The organism is Bordetella genomosp. 11 (genome assembly GCF_002261215.1).
GTDB lineage: Bacteria > Pseudomonadota > Gammaproteobacteria > Burkholderiales > Burkholderiaceae_B > Bordetella_C.
In genome coordinates this window covers 400,237-418,920 of sequence record NZ_NEVS01000001.1, presented here as the reverse complement: position 1 = coordinate 418,920, position 18,684 = coordinate 400,237, and the positions used below count along the sequence as shown (strand labels likewise).

The 18,684-nt window shown below is 66.2% G+C and carries 11 protein-coding genes and 1 pseudogene; 3 read left to right on the top strand and 9 right to left on the bottom strand.

What is annotated here, in order from left to right; all coding sequences use genetic code 11:
• Window positions 1-176: 176 nt before the first annotated feature.
• The 4 genes from CAL28_RS01860 to CAL28_RS01845 form a co-directional block, all read right to left on the bottom strand.
• Window positions 177-2,825 (bottom strand): AAA family ATPase, encoded by a 2,649-nt coding sequence (locus tag CAL28_RS01860; RefSeq protein ID WP_094839717.1) that lies wholly within the window; start codon window positions 2,823-2,825, stop codon window positions 177-179.
• A complete protein-coding gene (locus CAL28_RS01855; protein ID WP_094839716.1) occupies window positions 2,822-4,012 on the bottom strand; it encodes a metallophosphoesterase family protein in 1,191 nt (396 codons plus the stop codon). Before CAL28_RS01855 ends, CAL28_RS01860 begins: the two co-directional genes overlap by 4 nt.
• 78 nt (window positions 4,013-4,090) lie before the next feature.
• Entirely contained in the window at window positions 4,091-5,182 is a 1,092-nt protein-coding gene (locus tag CAL28_RS01850) for a hypothetical protein (protein ID WP_094839715.1), read from the bottom strand.
• A gap of 328 nt (window positions 5,183-5,510) precedes the next feature.
• Complete coding sequence (locus CAL28_RS01845; RefSeq protein ID WP_141218122.1) at window positions 5,511-8,342, bottom strand: hypothetical protein; 2,832 nt, start codon at window positions 8,340-8,342, stop codon at window positions 5,511-5,513.
• Window positions 8,343-8,828: 486 nt separating this feature from the next.
• Here CAL28_RS01845 and CAL28_RS01840 point away from each other — a divergent pair, with 486 nt between their 5' ends.
• Both CAL28_RS01840 and CAL28_RS01835 read left to right on the top strand, forming a co-directional pair.
• Window positions 8,829-11,354, top strand: coding sequence for a glycogen/starch/alpha-glucan phosphorylase (locus tag CAL28_RS01840; RefSeq protein ID WP_094840568.1), 2,526 nt, complete (start codon window positions 8,829-8,831; stop codon window positions 11,352-11,354).
• Window positions 11,355-11,500: 146 nt separating this feature from the next.
• A complete protein-coding gene (locus CAL28_RS01835; protein WP_094839713.1) occupies window positions 11,501-12,076 on the top strand; it encodes a BPSL1445 family SYLF domain-containing lipoprotein in 576 nt (191 codons plus the stop codon).
• A gap of 54 nt (window positions 12,077-12,130) precedes the next feature.
• On the opposite strand, the gene CAL28_RS01830 is transcribed toward CAL28_RS01835, so the two are convergent.
• The 5 genes and pseudogenes from CAL28_RS01830 to CAL28_RS01810 all read right to left on the bottom strand — a co-directional run.
• Window positions 12,131-12,367: a hypothetical protein gene (locus tag CAL28_RS01830; protein WP_094839712.1), complete on the bottom strand. Its 237-nt coding sequence runs from the start codon at window positions 12,365-12,367 to the stop codon at window positions 12,131-12,133.
• A 182-nt stretch (window positions 12,368-12,549) separates the two neighbouring features.
• Entirely contained in the window at window positions 12,550-13,827 is a 1,278-nt protein-coding gene (locus tag CAL28_RS01825; RefSeq protein WP_094839711.1) for a M28 family peptidase, read from the bottom strand.
• Window positions 13,828-13,838: 11 nt separating this feature from the next.
• The gene (locus CAL28_RS01820) at window positions 13,839-14,810 is read right to left on the bottom strand and encodes a Bug family tripartite tricarboxylate transporter substrate binding protein (protein ID WP_094839710.1); all 972 of its coding nucleotides are present in this window, start codon (window positions 14,808-14,810) and stop codon (window positions 13,839-13,841) included.
• Window positions 14,811-14,929: 119 nt separating this feature from the next.
• The gene (locus CAL28_RS01815) at window positions 14,930-15,844 is read right to left on the bottom strand and encodes a LysR substrate-binding domain-containing protein (protein WP_094839709.1); all 915 of its coding nucleotides are present in this window, start codon (window positions 15,842-15,844) and stop codon (window positions 14,930-14,932) included.
• A gap of 284 nt (window positions 15,845-16,128) precedes the next feature.
• Window positions 16,129-17,064 (bottom strand): annotated as a pseudogene (locus CAL28_RS01810) (LysR family transcriptional regulator); the annotation flags it as partial.
• 401 nt (window positions 17,065-17,465) lie between these two features.
• Between CAL28_RS01810 and CAL28_RS01805 the strand changes: the two are divergent.
• Window positions 17,466-18,671, top strand: a complete 1,206-nt coding sequence (locus CAL28_RS01805) for an efflux RND transporter periplasmic adaptor subunit (protein WP_094839707.1) — start codon at window positions 17,466-17,468, stop codon at window positions 18,669-18,671.
• Window positions 18,672-18,684: the final 13 nt, after the last annotated feature.

The window sequence follows — 18,684 nt, the reverse complement described above, 5'->3', positions numbered from 1 at the left end:
GAGGACACGGGTTAGTGGAAACCCGCACACGACCGCGCCGACCAGCCGGCCCCGATATATCGGGATGAGGGGCAGTTTACCGCGAACCCGGACGGCTTCCCGTAACGCCAAGGCGTGCATAAGTAACTTCATACGATCCCACCCCGCCGTATGACGGAGACGTCCCTCTTTTGGCGTCATGCGGCGCTGCCCCCCAGCGGCCGTGGCGCGACGCCGATATCGCGCCAGTCCGCGGGGTGGCAGGTAAACAACAGGATCTGGTGGCGGGTGCCCGCATCGAAAAGAGCCCGCTTCATCTGGGCGAGGCGGTCGTCGTCGCTATGAACCAGGGCATCGTCCAGAATGATAAGCGTGGGCCGGCCTGCTTCACGCAACAGGTCGGCATAGGCCAGCCGGGCGATGACACCCATCTGTTCACGCGCTCCGAAGCTCAGCGCATCGAAGGCGCTGCTCTCCGGCCCCCGATGCCCGGTACGCGTCAGCGCACCGGGCATCAGGTTTTCGTCGATATCGATGCGCGCCTGCGGAAACAGCAGGTCGACATAATGTTGCAGGCCGCGCCGCAATGGCGCCTGCAGGCGTTGTGTCAGCGCATCGCGCTTATCGCGCAGCAACACCAGCAGATAGTCGAGGGCGCGTGCCCGCTGCCCCAATTCCTGTGCCTGCCGCTGCGCCTGCGCCAGATCGCGCGCGACCTCCGCGACACGTTCGTCCAGGCCTTGCGCGCCGGCCACCTGCAGTTCGGCCTCCAGGCGGAACAAGGCATCGCGCCGCTCGGTGTGGCGCTTTTCGTGTTGCTCGGCGCTACGGCGATAACGCTCGATATCCTGTCGAAGGATGTCCGGCCGCGACTGCGCCACCTGGCGTTCCAGTGCGTCGGCCCTGGACAGGGCGGCATGGCGCTGCGCGCTGGCATGCGCCAGCTCGCGTTCCGCCTCGGCCTGCCGGGCGGCACGTCCCTCGGTTTCCAGCGCCGCGTGGGCGATGTCCCGCTCGCGCTGCGCGGCTTCGACCCGTGCCTTCGCCTGGCCTTCGGCCACTTGCGCCGCATGCAATCCCGCCGTGGCTTGCCGCAGGGCATCCTCCGCCGCCGCGGCCGCCGCTTCCGCTTGCGCCACGGAAACCTCTTCTACCGCCCCATCCTCGCGGGCAGGGTCGCGGGCAAGATCGGCATCCATGTCGGCGATGCGCGCCAGGGCATCGGCCAATTCGGCCCGCAGCGCCTCGATGCCACGCGGTGCCAGCCCCTTCAGCGTGGCTTCCGCATTGCGGGCTTCGGCCAGATGGCCGGCATGCGCCCGAAGACGCGCCTCGGCGTCTTCCAGGCTGGCGATACCCGCCCCCTGCAGCAGATCCTGCCGCCGCGCGGTCCATTGATCCTGTTCGCGCCTAAGGGCAGCCAGGTCGGCGCCGCCAGGGATGATTTCCAATTGGCCCAGTCCCGGCAAGCCCAGGATCGTTGGCGCGATCAATTGGCGTTCGCCCTCCCCGTCCACCGCTTCGCCGCCCACATCGATCCGCGCCGCGCCGGCCAGCCGGTAGCGCAGCCTGGTCGCCACGCCGGCGCGGCGAAGCTCCAGTTCGCGCAGGGCCAGATCGGCTTCGCGCAGGCGCCGCACGGTGTCCTCGTCGACACGGCAGGCCGATGCCTGCCGGCGATGCTCGATCAGGCGCGCCTGTTCCGCTTCCGCCTGCATGACGGCCTGTTTGGCGGCGTCCGCCCTGGCTTGGGTGCTGCCGCGCTCGCGCGCCAGTTGCCGCCGCGCATCCACTTGCCGCGCGCCCTGAAGCCGTTGCCGGGCGACGGACAGGGCAGCCTCTGCCTGTTCGAGCTGGCGGCGCCATGGATCGACCTGGGCGACCGCGGCCGCATGCGTGGCCGCCGCGCGATCGAGGGCCTCCTGGCGCGCGAGCACGGCCCGTTCTTCCGCGGCGAAGGCCTCCAGCCGGCTACGCGCCAGCTCCGCGCTGCTTTCCCAGCGCCCCGCCTGGGTCTTTTCCATCCCCAGCGCGTCCTGCAAACCCTGGATTTCCCGCAGCGTATCGGCGGCGGCTTGCTCTTGCGCGCGAAACGCCGCCCAGGGTTGCTCCGCGGCATCGTGCTGATGGTCGCGGCGCAGCGTCGCCAACTGATCTACCTTGTGGCGGTATTCGGCGATTTCGGCCTGCAGCCCGGCCAGGACGGATTGCAGCTCGGCCGATTTCTCCAGTGCCGCGGCATAGATGCCCTTGGGCTTGCCCGCGGAAGGCGTCAGCAAGGCATCCCGCGCGGCCTGGACTTCGGCGATGACGTCGTCACCCTGCGTGCTGGCGACCTCGCCGATCGACGCATCGAGTGCCGTGCGCAAATGGCCCGTGGCGTGCGCCACGGACTCGCGGATGTCCTGCCCGCTGCCCTGCTGTATCCACAACAACCCGGGGATGCCCCAGTGTTCGGCCTTGCTGGCGCCTTTGCCGGCATGCTGGAAGCCGAGCAGCGCGGCCAGCGCTTCCTCGGCCTCCGCGCCATCGAGTACGCGCGACCCCATCCGCAGTTCGCAGCGCTTGCGCGCGAGAAAGCGCTTCATCAGTTGGTACTGCTGGCCATCGTGCTCGAAGGCGATGGTGACGGCGGGCGAAGCGGAAGGATCGTCCCAGGGACGGAATTCTTCCGCCGCGCTGGATCGGAACCGCTCGAAGAACGCGGCGCGGATCGCCGCGACGATCGTGCTTTTCCCGGCTTCGTTGGGACCGGAGAAAAGATTGATGCCTTCCTGCAGGTCGCCGATTTCGATGGCGTCGCGGAATTGCTTGAATTGCTCGATGCGGATATGGGTGAGTTTCAAGGCGCACCTGTCGCCATGAGAGGGCCCGGGTCGCCGCTTGCATCCGCGCCGGAACCTGGGTCGCTGGCGGCGTCCGGCCGGCCGGCGCGCCGATCCAGTATGCCGGCCAGCAGCGCCAGCGCATCCCGCGCGACCTGGTTATCCGGGCCGTCCTGCTCGCCGCGCAGGACCGCGATGACCTCGCCCAGATAGCCGTCCGCCTGCAAGCCCTCGATGTCCTGCTCGGTCGGACGCAAGCTCAGCGCCGACAAATCCGCGAGCAAGGCACGGGTGGCACCCCGCGCCTGCCCGATCGCCTGCTGCAGACGCCGGTAACCGTCCAGGTCCACTTGCCCGGAACAATCCAGCTGCACAACGTCCTTGGCACCGAACGCCTGCAGCCGCGACACGGCGTCGTCCACATCGCTGGGAACCTGGAGGTTCAGCGTCTCGGTGCGCCAGCAATAGGCGCCGGTAGCCAGGGGCGTAACGACCGGCGCGGCACCGGGACCGTCGATCTCTACCAGTAGCGCATGGCCCGAGGTATTGCCGCGGAATCGATCGGTCTCGGGCGTACCGCTGTACCAGGTTCTATCGTCGATCTGGCGGTACCCGTGCCAGTCCCCCAGCGCAAGGTAATCCAGGCGCCCCAGGCGCGCGCGGTCCGCCCCGATGGGATTCGGCGAATCGATGTCATCGGCCAGGATCCCCTGGACGCTGCCATGCGCCATGCCCAGGCGCAGCAGGCCGGGCGCGGTATCCGCGCCGGCGAACCATTCCGTCAGGTCTGTATAGGTGTTGCGCTGGGTCAATGGCGCGGGCAGGATCGCGACGCCATGGGCGGGCAGCACGAGGGGCTGCGCCACCAGGCAGACATGGACGTGCGAGGGAATCGCATCGAGCCGCGCGGCGCGGGTCCAGACGGATTCGCTGAGCGCGGCGTCGTGGTTGCCGGGTATGAGCACCCATGGCCCGCCGTAGGCGGCCATGGCATTGAAAAGGCGATGAAGCGTGCGGTCGGTGACGGTCTGCGCATCGAAAACGTCACCCGCCACCAGCACCATGTCGACGCGGTGCGCGGCGGCCGCGGCGGCCAGCCGTTCGACCGCCTGGAAGCGAGCATCGGCCAGGATCGCGGCATCGTCCGCGTCGAACTGGCCGAACAGCTTGCCGATCTGCCAATCTGATGTATGAAGTACTCGAACCAAGGCGCGCTCGCTGAAAACTCCGAAGAGTTTAGCAGCCGCCCCGGTTCACCACGGATGACGGTGCGACCCGCCCACGGCCTACGAGCGCGCACCACCCGGCGTGCCCTTGCCTTGGCGGCGCCGGTGTTCTTCGAGGCAATCCGCCAGGTCCAGGTGCTCCAGGAAGTGCGCCATGTCCGGCGTGCACTGCTGCAATCGCAACAGATCTTCGCTAAGTTGCCGGGCGGTAAGGGGATATGGGCTTTGGGGGTCGAGCGGGTTGTCCATGATGTACCGATCCACATTGAAGGGAATCCCCTGCGCCTCGAATGACGCGCGCGTTTCTTCGATGTGCTTTTTGATGGCGTTCACAGGAGCCAGGTCCGAGAGCCCTTTCATCCGCGCGTGTATATCGGCGAAATCCGGATAGTGCCGGTCGCGATAGGCCATGTACCGTTCCCGTGCCACGGTCAGCTCGGGATACTTCGCGCCGAGATCGCCAAGCGGCCCCAGGATGCGCCAGGGGTTGTCATTGTTCTGCAGCGTCGATACCAGGCGCCTGGAGAGGGAGTCGTCGGTCTTGCCCAAGGGGGCGTTGAAACCTCGCCCGGCCTCGTCGGCGGTAACCCGGCTCTCGCGTTTCTCGACCAGGTACAGCAGTTTTTCATAGGTGATGTCCGAGCCCGAAAAGCGAACCATGATTTCGAGCAGATCGTCCTTGCGTATCAGCTTGGCGACGCTCTGGACCAAGTCGGCCGCGGTAGGCTGGGCCGGCGCCGGCGCCGGCGTAACGGACGGAGCGGACGAAGCGGACGAAGCGGATTTGCGCGGCCGGCCCACGCACGCGTCGTGGACGGCGCCGTAAAGATGCCGGCAGCGGTGACCGGTGGCGGTCACGCCTTCGTAGACGGCATCGCGCACCGTGCCGACGGCGTCCATGACCCTGGCCGCGGCACGCCGGATAGGCGTCGCAGCACCGGCCGTCGCGGGGGACCGCGACGGTATGTCCGAGCCGGCATCCTCTCGGACGGCGCGTTCGGGCAGGACGGGAGGAGGCACTGCCGCATCGACGGGGAACAGGCCCGCGGGCGCGGATACCGGACGATCGGATGCGGGCTGAAGCCCCGGAGCCAGGACGTCCAGCGTACCCATCCGATACGCCAACGCCACTTTCACGGGAAAATTGGCCACTTCTTTATTGGCGGCAGCGACAATGCCGCATTCCGCTCCCGGCCGCGACGCCCGCGGTTGCCGACTCGCAATGCCAGCGGCCTCGGCGCCCTGATGGCGAACGGCGCCACGTACTTTCACGTCCATGATCCTGCGCGCGGACCCCCCTCTTTGGCTGAGTGCAAAGCGGCGGACGGATGCCTTTCGCCGGCCCGGCTTTGCCTGGTAGGCGCTATCCGATTTCTTTGGCGCCGACGGCGGTTCGGACGGCACTTGGCTGGTATGGACGGCGAGGCTTGTTGCAGACGGCATGAAGTGAATTTCCGATATGGAGATAGAAAACGAAGTGTCAGGCGCCTACAGCGGCGATCGGCATGCGGTCGCCGAAATGCGCTCGGAAAGCACCGAATCCGGCCGTAGTAACCGTCTTCCCGGTGACGTTGCCTGTCGCCGCCGCCAGCGCCGGTAGCAAACGCGCCTCCGGCGGCACTATCAGACTCGTTACCCGGCCAGCGGTCGCGTTGATATGCATCGCGAACGACAGAAGAACTTCGGTATCCGGATGCGGGGTTTCCAGGCATGCCGACACATCCAGCCGATAGCCGCCCCGCGGCATCTCGCCGACACAGAAACGGATATGCCGCACGGCTTGCGGTTCCGGAATGCGCGCCCAGCGCCAGGCCTCTGGCAGTTCGCGTGCGTCGCGCACGAAGTCGTCGGCGCCCTGCGCCACCGCCGACATCAACCGCGTCAGCGCGATATCCGCCCCCTCGCTGAACCCGGCCAGCTTGAGAAGTTCGCCCTCCAGCGCGGGTATCGGCTGCGAATTCAGTTCGTCGCCTGCCGCGAGCGCACGTGCGATAAGGGAAGGATACGGCTGCGATCCCGCAACCACCAGGGAGAGCTCGCCACGCCGATACGCCGCGTCGCGGAAGTAATCGTCGACCTGCGCCATAGTTGGCGAACCTGGGGCTTTCGCCACGACGGCCTGCACGCCGGACGAATCCGGCAGTGCCATCCTCATGCCGACCGCGGCCAGCAGCCGCGCCCGGTGCATGGCCCCGCATAACGGCAACGCCGCGCGCAGCGACGGCTCGTACCTCAGGCCGAAGAACGGTGCGATATCGGCCAGGCAGGCGTCGTTCCAATAGGGATCGTTCGATCCCGGGCGTGCCGCGCCCATCGTGCCACCCGCGGCGGGGACACCGAAATGGCGTCCCAGGGCATCGAGTACCGATACCGCGGCATCCAGCGATGCGAACCTCGGTTCGTCATGGGCCGCGCCACCATGAAGCGCGGCCGCGCGTATCTGGCGCAGCGCATCCCGCAGCCCGCCGATATGGCGCCTGCCCTCTGTCCAATGCAGCGGTGCCCCCCCGTCCTTGCGATACAGCATCATTCCGACTTCGCGATTGAGGCCGGGCGATACCGCATTGGCGGGATGGTCGACCGGCCCGGCCCGGAACGCCGCCGTCATTTCGCGGCGCGCCATATCCGCCAGCGCGACCGCGGCGATGGCACCGGCGAAAGCGCGCGGAGCCAGCGCCGGACTGCGCAACAGATCCGACAATTGCGCCAGCCGGACATCGACCGCGATGTCCGCATGGGCCAGCCGGTGCCGGGCCTGCGCCGAGGCTGCTGCCGGGTCGAGCGCAAGGCCGGCGACCACCTGCGGATCGTCGATCTGGCGCAGATGCGCGAAGGCCTGGTCGTCCAGGCTGCTGAGCGTAGGGTCGCCCAGCATATTGCCAGGCTCGCCCGCCATGCGCAGGCTGGCGGCGGCACGCACAATGGCGGCATCGACATGCGTGTCTTCACGCCACGCATGGGGATTGAAGGTACGAACCGCAAATCGTTCGCAGCCCGCCAGTGCATCGCTCAATGCCAGCAGCGCATGCGCCGTGGCGATGCGCCTGTCCTGGCCCGCCGCCGCATCCACATCGGAACGGGCGGCCTCGACGCTTTTACGCAAGGCGCCGAACCGCGCTTCGCAGGCATGGCGCAGCGGGCCGGCCAGATGCGCGCGCTGCTCAGCGTTGCACTGCTCCTGATGCGCGCACATCGCCAGCAGGCGGTCCGTATCCACACGTTCCAGGAAGGCCGCCGCGGTCTGATCCTTCATCAGCAGGACGGCGCAGGCGAATTGCTGTTCCGCCGCGGCGTCCAGCGCCGCCGGCTCGTCCGCTTCCTCCCAGTCGCTGTGCAGGTAGATCCATCCCAGCGTATCGGCCATGCGCCGGATATCGCGCCACTCCCGATTCGCGACTTCCGCCGTCCGGATACCTGGCCGCACGGCGTTTTCGAACCGGGACACGGTTTCGACAATCTTGCGCTCCATGCACGACACGATGTGCAGACGCACGGCTTCGGACACCATATAGGTATTCAGGCGCTCCCGACCGGCCTCGCGGGCCGGATCGCGCGGGGTATGGTCTATCGCGGTTTCCAGGATGTAGCGCGCCGCGCGCGCGTGGGACGGAACGCGGCCCGACAAGACGACGGCCAGGACCCGTGTCGACACCGAGGGCAGGCCCTCGAGGCTGCCTTGCAGGTAATCGATGGGGGGCAGCCGTTCCTGGTATGCCGCTTCGCGCACCCCTTCTTCCAGCGAGAACCAGGCCCGGGCAACCAGCCGGGGATCCGGCTGCGCCTGGCGCAGCTCGCCCACCAGGGTCTCCAACGATGCGCTTATACCCTGCCTGGCCAGTTCCCGTACGGCGGCGCGCTTCAGGACTGCCATGACGCCCTGTACATCCTGGCGATTGGTCTCGTCCATCACAACCTGGGATACCGCGCCCTCGAGCTCGTTCAGGCGATTGAAAATCTGGAGACTGTCCTCGCGCGGGCAGTTCCGCATGAACGCATCGATGAACGGCTGCGAGGTACGTTCCCATGACGTGGCGAACTTCTGCGTCGCGACGATGCCCAGGATCTGGTGTAGCGCCGCCTTGGGATCGAGCGGCCCGCGGTCCTGCCCGGCCGCCAGCATGTCGAGCAGCGAGTAGAACTGCCGGCGCAGTTTATTGGCCGCCTTGCGCGAACCGGAGCCCGCGCGTCCGGCGGATTGGTCGGGCACGCCCACATAGGACTGCGCCATGCTTTCCATCGCGGCCTGCACGACGGCGCCAAGGCGCTTGCGCGTGCCGGCACGCTTCTGGAAGGGACGTTTCGCCGGGTCCATGGCGCGCATGCGATCCGCGGCGCCGTCTTGATGAATCGTTGATGAAACGGGGGAGCCGTGGATGGCAGCCATCGTTTGATTACCTGTGAGTCACCGCCACACAGGGCGGAGGAAAACGTGATCGGGGCGGCGCTGCCGCCGGGTGGCCGCAGCGAACCGGTGAGTTCGAGTCTAGTGTCGGCGCCAATGGCGCGGTATCGGCGGAAGCCGCACCCGCGCCCCGTGCCGGACTGAGGAACAGTGGGAAAAATTACCGGGCAACCGGGCCCGCGCAGCCTGGCCGGGCATCCAGGCTGCTGCCGTGGCGGTTGCGCGATTCCGCGCGCCAGGCATCATGACGGCAGCGGAGAACGCTGCGATCTTGCTTGAACCTTGTTGCCGATTGTTCAGCCCGTAACCTTTCAAAGCGAATTCTTTTGGATTAGGATTTTTGTTTACCGGATCGAACGCAAGGAAGCCATCTTGAACGATCACGCCAATGCCACCATCGCCGCTGGTGCACAGGCCGCCAATGCCGCAGACAGCACCACGCCCGCGGGTACGCGCCCTGAACACGACCGGTCATCTCTATCGCGGGAATCCCTGAAAAGGGCTTTTCTGGACCACCTGCTGTACACCCAGGGAAAGTCCCTGGACATCGCGTCGAAGAATGATCTGTATCAGTCCCTTGCGCATACCGTGCGCGATCGGCTGGTTCCGTCATGGTTCGACACCACAGCTACCTATCAGAAACGTAACGCACGTACAGTGGCATATCTGTCGGCCGAGTTCCTCATGGGTCCCTATTTGGGCAACAACCTGCTTAGCCTGGGCATTTCGCACGAGATCCGGCTGGCGATGAGCGAATTGGGCCTGGACCTGGACGAACTGCTGCGCCAGGAGGAAGAACCGGGGCTGGGCAACGGCGGCCTGGGCCGGCTGGCCGCGTGCTTCATCGAGTCCCTGGCCACGCTGGAAGTACCCGCCATCGGCTATGGCATCCGTTACGAATACGGCATCTTCTATCAGACCATCATGGATGGCTGGCAGGTGGAGAACACCGACGCGTGGCTGCGCTATGGCAATCCCTGGGAGATACAGCACGCGGAATGGGCGGTCCAGGTCAAGCTCGGCGGACACACCGAGCAGTACACGGACGATAGCGGACGCTTTCGCGTTCGCTGGGTGCCGGAGAAAACCGTCGCGGGCGTGCCTTTCGACTCACCCATACCCGGCTACCGGGTGGGCACGACCAATACCCTGCGGCTATGGCGGGCGGAAGCCACCGAGGCCTTCGATTTCCATGTCTTCAACCGCGGCGACTACCTGGGCGCGGTCAGCAAGAAGGTGACGTCGGAGAATTTGAGCAAGGTACTGTATCCGAATGACGAGAGCCTCCAGGGCAAGGAATTGCGGCTGGAACAGCAATACTTCTTCGTGTCCTGCTCGCTGCAGGACATGCTGCGCCTGCAGCGGCAACGCGGCCAGCCCGTGACGTCGTTCCACAAATCCTTCGCCATGCAGCTGAACGATACGCACCCGGCCATCGGGGTGGCCGAGCTGATGCGCCTGCTGGTGGACGAACACCTGGTCCCGTGGGAACGTGCATGGGACATCACGCGCCAGACATTTGCCTATACCAACCACACGCTGCTGCCGGAAGCGCTGGAGCGCTGGCCGCTGGAACTGTTCCGCCGCGTCCTGCCGCGCCATCTGGAAATCATCTACGAGATCAATGCGCGCTTCCTGAACGAGGCCCGCATCCATTTCTTCGGCGACGAAACGCGCATCGCCCGCCTGTCCCTGATCGACGAGACCGGCGAACGCTATGTGCGCATGGCACATCTGGCCTGTGTGGGCAGCCATGCCATCAACGGCGTCGCCAACCTGCATTCGGAATTGCTGAAACGCGACCTGCTGAAGGATTTCTACGCCATGTGGCCGGAGAAATTCGACAGCATGACCAACGGCGTCACGCCGCGCCGCTGGGTGGCATTGAGCAATCCGCGCCTGACCAAGCTGATCGGCCGCTGCATCGGCGAAGATTGGATCAAGGATTGGTCGCTGATATCGAACCTGGAACCCTATGCCGAGGACGCCGCCTTCGGCAGCGAATGGCGCGCCATCAAGCGGGCCAACAAGGTCGACCTGGCCGCGGTGATTCTGCGCAAGACCGGCATCCGCGTGGACCCGGACTCCATGTTCGACGTACAGGTCAAGCGCATCCATGAGTACAAGCGGCAGCATTTGTCCGCCCTTCATATCGCCGCGCTTTACCACCGGCTCAAATCCCAGCGCAACCTGGATATCGCGCCCCGCACGTTTATCTTCGGCGGCAAGGCCGCGCCCGGTTATGCGCGCGCCAAGCTGATGATCAAGCTGATCACGTCGATCGGCGATGTCATCAATAGCGATCCGGACGTGCGCGACCGCCTGAAGGTGGTATTCCTGCCCAATTACAGCGTCACCCTCGGCCAATGGGTGTACCCGGCGGCGGAATTGTCGGAACAGATCTCGCTGGCCGGGAAGGAAGCCTCCGGCACGGGGAACATGAAGTTCGCCATGAACGGCGCCCTGACCATCGGCACCATGGACGGCGCCAACATCGAGATCCGTGAAGAAGTAGGCGAAGACCAGTTCTTTTTGTTCGGCCTGACGGCCGAGGAAGTCTACGCGATGCGGCGGGAAGGATATCGCCCGCTGGACTACCTGTCCCGGGATCCGGAGCTGGGCGCGGTCCTGGATTTGATCCGGTCCGGCTTCTTTTCGCGGGGCGACAGCGAGCTGTTTGCACCGCTGCTGGACGACCTGCTCCATCACGACCCATACATGCTGCTGGCGGATTACAGCTCTTATGCGGCTTGCCAGGCGCGCGTGGACGAAGCCTATCGGGATACCCAGGCCTGGACGCGCATGTCCATATTGAATACCGCCCGCACCGGTAAGTTCTCCTCGGACCGCGCGATCCGGGAGTATTGCGAGCGAATCTGGAAAGCCCACCCCGTGCCGGTGGAGAAACTGTACGCCCGGTGAGTTGCAATCGGTAGGCGAATGTCGCCGTTGTTTGAATTGTTGTGGCGAATAATGGGTGCAGAGTGCGAGGCAGAGCAGCCACCACGCATTCCCAAACCGAGGCGGGCCGGGCCCGCTGCATTCGTACAACGCTGGGAGAACAAACAATGAATCGTCGAAATTTCGTGACTTTGCCGGCCGCCCTGATGCTCGCAACGGCCCTGGCTGCGTGCAGCACCACCGGGCCCAAATCGTCCGCTTCGCCTGGCAGCAAGCGGCAGGAAATCAATAGCGGCGTCGATGCCACCTTGAGCCGGCTGTACAGCACGGTGAAGGGCTCCCGCGAGATGGCCAACAACGCCAAGGGTATCCTCGTGTTCCCGAACGTGCTGCAGGCGGGCTTCGTGGTGGGCGCCCAATACGGCGAAGGCGCCCTGCGCGTGGGCAACGCGAATGCCGGGTACTACAGCATGACTTCCGGCTCGATCGGGTGGCAGGCTGGCGCGCAGTCGCGCGCGGTGGTCATCATGTTCATGACCCAGGAAGAACTGACCAAATTCCGCAATAGCAACGGCTGGAGCGCGGGCGCGGATGCATCCGTGGCGGTGGCGAAGATCGGCGCGAATGGCGCGGTGGACACCAATACCGCCAAGCAATCGGTCGTCGCCTTCTTCCTGACCAATGCCGGCTTGATGGCGGACCTGTCGATCCAGGGCACCAAGATCAGCAAGCTGGACCTGTAGCGCGGACCGTCGCCACGCGCCTGAAGGGTGGCCCCGGGTAATGATGGCGCGGGGCTACACCGGAATCCGTTGCACCATGGTCGCCGGTTCGGTTTCCGACGAAGCGGCATCGAGGCATTCGACGATTACCTCGTCGGATGCCTCGCGTTTGCGGCGTAGTCCCGGAACGCTTTCGAACGCGGCGATCAGGGCATGGCACGCGCAGGCGTCCGGCCGGCTATCGGCGGGATGATCCATCCCCGGAGGGGACGTCCGCGGAGCGGCGGATGTGGCGCTGAATGTCGCGGTCATTCCCTTCCTTTCCTGGTGCCGCCAAAATGGCGAAAGGCGGAAGTCTAAGCACACCGTCGCGGCCGCCCGCGAAGGCGCGGCATTTTTCAGTCCAATTCACCCTCGGATACCGACCGCTTTCTTCAGCGATCCTAATCGCCGCGCGCTTGGAATCCGGATTTCACAATGCGCCGACGCGTCGCTTAACGGCGTGCCAGCGCCTGCAAGTCGTCCTGCGGCAGCGTAAGCGCCCGCCACGCCATCGCGCAGGTTGCCCGTAGCGCATTACGCAACTCGCTTTCCTGCACGACTGCCTCGATATCCCCGGGCGAAAGGATGTTGTTGACCGAGGATTCGGGCCGATCGAATCCCGCCACCAGCCTCAGCGCCGGTATGCCATGGGCCGCGAAGTTCGCATGGTCCGAATTCGGCATGAGGGGCAGATACGTGGACACCGGAACGCCGGCATCCGCACCAGCTTGCGAGACGAAGGCCGCCAGCGCCGGGAAATCACTGATCAGCGCCGTGAGATGGCTGTCGCCGCCAACCGTGTCCAGGTTGATATTGAGCTTCAGCGATTGCCGCTGGCCGGGATCCATATCGGCCAGGTAACGCCGCGATCCCGCCAGGGCCCATTCCTCCGCGGTGAACAGGCAGACCTGCAGGCCATGGGTATGCGCCGATACGCGGGGCGCCAGGGCGCGCGCGGCGGCCAGCGCCACGGCCACGCCGGTGGCGTTGTCCAGGGCGCTGCTACCCAGGTCGTGGCCATCCATGTGCGCGCTGATGACGATACGGCTGTCCGTGCCGCCCGGGATGTCGAGAATGGCCAGGTCGGCCATTGCGTGTTCATCCTCCTGCCCCTCGATGCGCAGGTGGACCCGCGCGGGGCCCGCGGCGGCGGCACGCGCCAGGACCTGCCCTGTTGCGTTGTCGACGTAGGCCGCGGGAATGCCCGCGCCGCCGCGCGGACGCCCGGACGAACCGGACAACAGCCCGCCATCGGGCAGCGGATTGGCGATCAGGAAGGCCACTGCCCCGCGCTCGACCGCCAGGTCGTATTTGCGGCGGCGATGCATGTGGCGTGGGGTAAACGGATATTCATGCCGCACCAGCACGATCTTGCCGCGTACGGCGTCGCCGGCGCGATCGAAATCCTCGGTGCGTCCTTCTCCCAGGTCGAGCAGATCGCCTTCCAGGCCCTCCGGCGACGTCGAGGCGGACCGCAGCAGCGCGCGGCATGCCAGCGCCTGGGAGGGTTGGCCGACCAATGCCAGGCTGGCGCGACCGGCGCGCCAGCCGTCATAGGGCACCTGCAGCCGTTTGGCTTCGCCGCCGATCTGGCGCATGCGGCTCAAGGCCCATGCGATGGCGGCGGTATCCTGCCCACTACCGGACAAACGTCCGCCGAAGGCGCAAATCGCGTGAAAATCGTGCATCAGCGCGGCATCGGCCGCGGCGTCGTCCAGCCAGGGAGTCATGCGCCAGCCTCTTACTCGAAAGTGATGTTGGCGCGCTTGACCACATCCTGCCACCGGGCGAAGTCGGCCGTCAGCAGGTTATTCAGGGCAGCGGCACTGGTATCCGGCGGCAGGTTGACCCCCACGCTACTCAGTCGCGATTGCACCTTGGGCGATTGCATGACTTTCGCCATGGCGGCGCTGAGTTTTTCCTGGACGGCCGCGGGCGTGCCCGCCGGCGCGACCAGGCCCCACCAGCTCTGCACGCCCATGTTGGGCACGCCGGCTTCGTCGAAGGTCGGGACGTTGGGCGTTTCTTTCTGCCGCTGCGGCGCCGAGACCGCGATGGGCCGGATCTTGCCGCCCTGGAAGAGCGCGGTCGCGGTCGGCATGGTCGTGAAGCTGGCATCGATCTGTCCGCCCGCCAGGTCGTTCACCGACGCCGACGCGCCCTTGTAGGGGATGTGCACCAGCTTGATATTCGTGTTCAGCATGAGCAGTTCGGCCATCAGGTGGGTCAGCGAACCGTTGCCGCCCGAACCGATGGAAATCGTGCCCGGCTTGGCGCGCGCCGCATCGACCAGCTCTTGGACCGTCTTGGCCGGAAACGACGGATTGACGAACAGGTACATGGGCGACAGGCCCAGCAGTGCTATCGGCGCGAAACCGGTGCGCGCGTTGTACTTGATGCGGTCGCCGTAAAGCGCGGGGACGATGGTGAAGGGCACGTCCGCCAACAGCAGCGTGTAGCCATCCGGTTTCTCGTTGGCGACGTAGGCGGTGCCGATCATGGAGCCGGCCCCGGCGCGGTTCTCGACGATCACGGATTGCCCGAGCGCCGTGCTGAGTTCGTCGCTGATGGCGCGCGCGATGACGTCGGAGCTGCCGCCGGCGGTATAGGGAACGACGACTTTGATCGGTTGGTCAGGGTAGGCGGCCCGGACGGGCGCCACGGCGGCCACCGACAAAGCGGCGGCCGCGCAGAAGGATTTCCAATATTTCATAGTGATGCCCCCGCGGCAAAGAAAAGTTACTTTCTGCGATTCTGCAGACAGGGGCGAAGCGTGGCAAGGGAAGTATGAGCATGAGGTATTCCAGAATGGAATAGTGCGGACGGCCCCGCTCACGCCAGCGCGGCCACCGCTTGGTTCAGCGCGTCGGCGCGGCCCGCGATCCACTCGCACCAGGCATCCAGGTAGGGGCCGCCCACGTCCGGACGCGGCCGCATCAGGTAGTAGGCGTAGCGCCCCTCCACCGACTCGCCGAAGGGGCGCTGCAATTGTCCCGCCCGCAGGGCATCGGCCACCATGCACAGCGGCACGATGGCCACCCCCAACCCGTTCAAAACGGCGGGCATCAGCACGGAAAACCCTTCGTATTCGGGTGCGGTGGCGGCCGGCCCCGGCCAGGACGGCGCCATATCGGCTTTCCATTCGTCCCACCCGTAGCCGCGCTGGGCCCGCTTGAGCAGCGGCACATTGGCCAGGTCCTCCATGCCGCGCACGGGGTTGCGCGCGAACAACGAGGGCGCTCCCACCAGCGCCATTTCGCGGCCGCACAGGTATTGGGTGGTCATGCCCGTCATATGGCCGGTGTGCAGCTGGATTTCCGCGTCGAAGCGCTCTGCCTTGTCGCGCCCATACAGCAGGCGCGGACGCAGATTGATGCGGATTTCCGGATGGGTATCGAAGAATTCGCGCAGGCCCGGGATCAGGCAGAACTGGGCGAAGGAGGGCGACACGGCGATATTCAGGGCGACCCTGGCATCGGGCCGGGCGACCACGGCATCGGCCTCGTCGAGCAGGCGCACGGCGGCGCTGACGCGCTCCAGGTACAAAGCGCCGGCGTGGGTCAGGCGCAAACCGGTGGAGGTGCGCTTGAACAGGCTGGCCCCCAGCCGGGTTTCCAGGGCCTGGATATGCTTGCTGACGGCGCTTTGCGTCAGATGCAGCTGTTCCGCCGCGCGACTGAAATTCAGGTGCCGTGCCGCGGCAAGGAAAATCCGCAGCGATGCCAGGGACAGACGAGATCCTTTCACCCGGAAACCCCGCCGCTAAGGCCGACGCGGACGTCCCGGACCGCCGGACGTCCGCGGGCAGCCGGCCAGGCGCATCATGACGCCACCGGGGCGGATTCCGGGGAGGATGCCGCGCCATCCAGGAAAGCGGGCGTGGCGCCGCGGGAGGCCCGCGCGGGATGGCCGGCCTGGGCCGCATCGCTGGCCTGGGCCGCGCGCGCGGCGGGCGCCGGCCGCGGCTTCTGGCTGGCGCGCTGGGCCAGGCCCGCGGCCATTTCGGCATGCAGCCGCTCCTGCCCCGCCCAGGTGCATTCGCTGTCCACGACGTCGCTGCGGCCGCTCAGCAGCGGGCAACGGCCGAAGATTTCGGCGGCCCAGTCCGTGAAGGCGCGCACCTTGGGCGACAGGTGGCGGTTGTGCGGATAGACCACCGAGATGGGCATGGGCTTGGGTTTCCACGCCGGCAGGATTTCCTTCAGCGCGCCGCTTTGCAGATAGGGCAAGGCCATGTACCGCGGCGGCTGGATCAGGCCGAAACCCTGCAGCCCGCAGGCCATGTAGGCGTCCGCGTCGTTCACCGACACGATGCCGCGCATTTTGACTTCCATCGCCTGGCCGTCGACCATGAAGTCCCAGTCGATGACGCGGCCGGTACGGCTGGAGAAGTAATGCACGGCGACATGGTCGGCCAGGTCTTCCAGCGTTTGCGGTTCGCCGTGCGATTCGATATAGTCCGGCGCGGCGCAGGTGATGCCCTCGAACATGCCGATGCGGCGTGCGACCATGCTGGAATCCTTCAGTTCGCCCACGCGGATCACGCAATCGACGGCTTCCTGCACCAGGTCTACCGGGCGGTCGCCCATGCCGATCACCAGTTCGATGTCCGGATAGCGCTGGCGGAACTCGCACAGCGAAGGAATCAGGATCAGGCGGCCGATGGCCGCGGGTGTATCGATGCGCAGCTTGCCGCGCGGGCGCCGCGACGCGTCCATGAACGCGGCTTCGGCTTCCTCGACGTCGGCCAGGATACGGACGCAACGCTCGTAGTAGGCGGCGCCGTCCGGCGTCAGGCTGAGCCGCCGCGTGGTGCGGTTCAACAGGCGCACGTTCAGCAGCTTTTCCAGGTTCTGGATGATGGTCGTGACGGTGGTACGGGGCAGCGCCAGGTGGTCCGCCGCGCGCGTGAAGCTGTTCGCGTCGACGACCCGGACGAATACCTGCATGGCCTGAAAACGATCCATGGAAGACCTCGACGAATTCTGTGTGACGGCATTATGAACAAATAATTGTTCGAGCTCGCCGAATAGAGTTGTTCGAGTATAGGTATTTATTCGAGCAAACAAAACAGCCAGAATGCCGCCATTCCGATTAATTCGGTGGAAAGTGGTCAGGCCGGCTCCCGGAACTCCCGGACGCCTGCTCCCCCAAACCTCCGTCACGGACGCGCGCCGCGTCAGGCCGGTTTTCGCCAAGGACTGGCCGTCCGGCAACCCATGTCCAGGCATGGATAACCATAAAAACCAGCGCGAAGGCGGCTGAGCCGCCGCCCGGGCATACCGCCCGGCATCCGTGACCCGCGCCGCCGTGCGCACCCGGGGAAGTGTCCGCCCTACCGCCGTTATCCCTAAGAAAGAGGATTCACATGTCTGTGTTGCGCAGTCGCTACGCACTGGCGGCCACGTTCGCCGTCATCATCGCCATCGCCGGCGGCATCGTCCTGACCCGCGGCCAGGGAGCCAACAGCGCCAAGGCAGCCGACGCGCCGCCGGCCGCGCCGGTCGATGTGGCCGAGGTGGTCGAACGCTCCATCACGGACTGGCAAAGCTATTCCGGCCGGCTGGAAGCCGTGGACCGCGTGGAGATCCGTCCCCGTGTGTCCGGCACCCTGGTGGCCGTGCATTTCAAGGACGGCAGCCTGGTCCGCAAGGGGGATGAGCTTTTCACCATCGATCCCCTGCCCTATCAGGCCGAAGTCGACCGCGCCGAGGCCAACCTGGCTGGCGCCAAGGCACGCGTGGCGTACACGGCATCCGAACTGGCCCGGGCCCAGCGCCTGATCGCCGACAATGCCATCGCGCGCCGCGATTTCGAACAAAAGCAGAACGACGCGCGCGAAGCGGCCGCCAACCTGAAGGCGGCGCAGGCGGCGCTGGAAATCGCCCGGCTGAACCTGGGCTACACGCATATCGTGGCGCCCGTGTCGGGCCGCGTGTCGCGGGCCGAAGTCACGGTGGGCAACCTGGTCGCCGCCGGCGCCGCGTCGACGCCCCTGACCACGCTGGTCTCGGTGGACCCGATGTACGCGTCCTTCGACGTCGATGAACAGAGCTTCCTGAAGTACATCAATCCCGCCCGCACCGGCAAGGGCGACCAGGTACCGGTGTTCCTGGGCCTGGCGAACGAAGACGGCTATTCGCGCCGCGGCAAGGTCCAATACGTCGATAACCGGCTGGACACCGGCTCGGGCACCATCCGTGTACGCGCCACGTTCGATAACGCCGACGGCACCCTGGTGCCCGGCCTGTACGCCCGCATCCGGCTGGGTGGCGGCGATCCGCACAAGGCCATCCTGATCGACGAGCGCGCCCTGGGCACCGACCAGAACAAGCGCTTCGTCATGGTCGTGGACGGGCAGAACCACGCGCAATACCGCGAAGTCCATCTGGGTTCCGCGCAGGGCAGCCTGCGCGTCATCACCGCAGGCCTGAAGCCGGGCGAGCGCATCGTCGTGAACGGGTTGCAGCGTGTGCGGCCGGGCGATGCCGTGACGCCCACCGTCGTGCCCATGGCGGAACTGGAATCCCCGATACGGACCACCCAGACCAAGACGCCCGCCGACCCCGCCTGACCTGATTCGCCAC

Bases quoted from the DNA above. Each gene is read 5' to 3' on its own strand.
- CAL28_RS01825 (WP_094839711.1), bottom strand. From the start codon at position 13,827: ATGACTCCCTGGCTGGACGACGCCGCGGCCGATGCCGCGCTGATGCAC.
- CAL28_RS01830 (WP_094839712.1), bottom strand. From the start codon at position 12,367: ATGACCGCGACATTCAGCGCCACATCCGCCGCTCCGCGGACGTCCCCT.
- CAL28_RS01805 (WP_094839707.1), top strand. From the start codon at position 17,466: ATGTCTGTGTTGCGCAGTCGCTACGCACTGGCGGCCACGTTCGCCGTC.
- CAL28_RS01820 (WP_094839710.1), bottom strand. From the start codon at position 14,810: ATGAAATATTGGAAATCCTTCTGCGCGGCCGCCGCTTTGTCGGTGGCC.
- CAL28_RS01845 (WP_141218122.1), bottom strand. From the start codon at position 8,342: ATGGACCCGGCGAAACGTCCCTTCCAGAAGCGTGCCGGCACGCGCAAG.
- CAL28_RS01835 (WP_094839713.1), top strand. From the start codon at position 11,501: ATGAATCGTCGAAATTTCGTGACTTTGCCGGCCGCCCTGATGCTCGCA.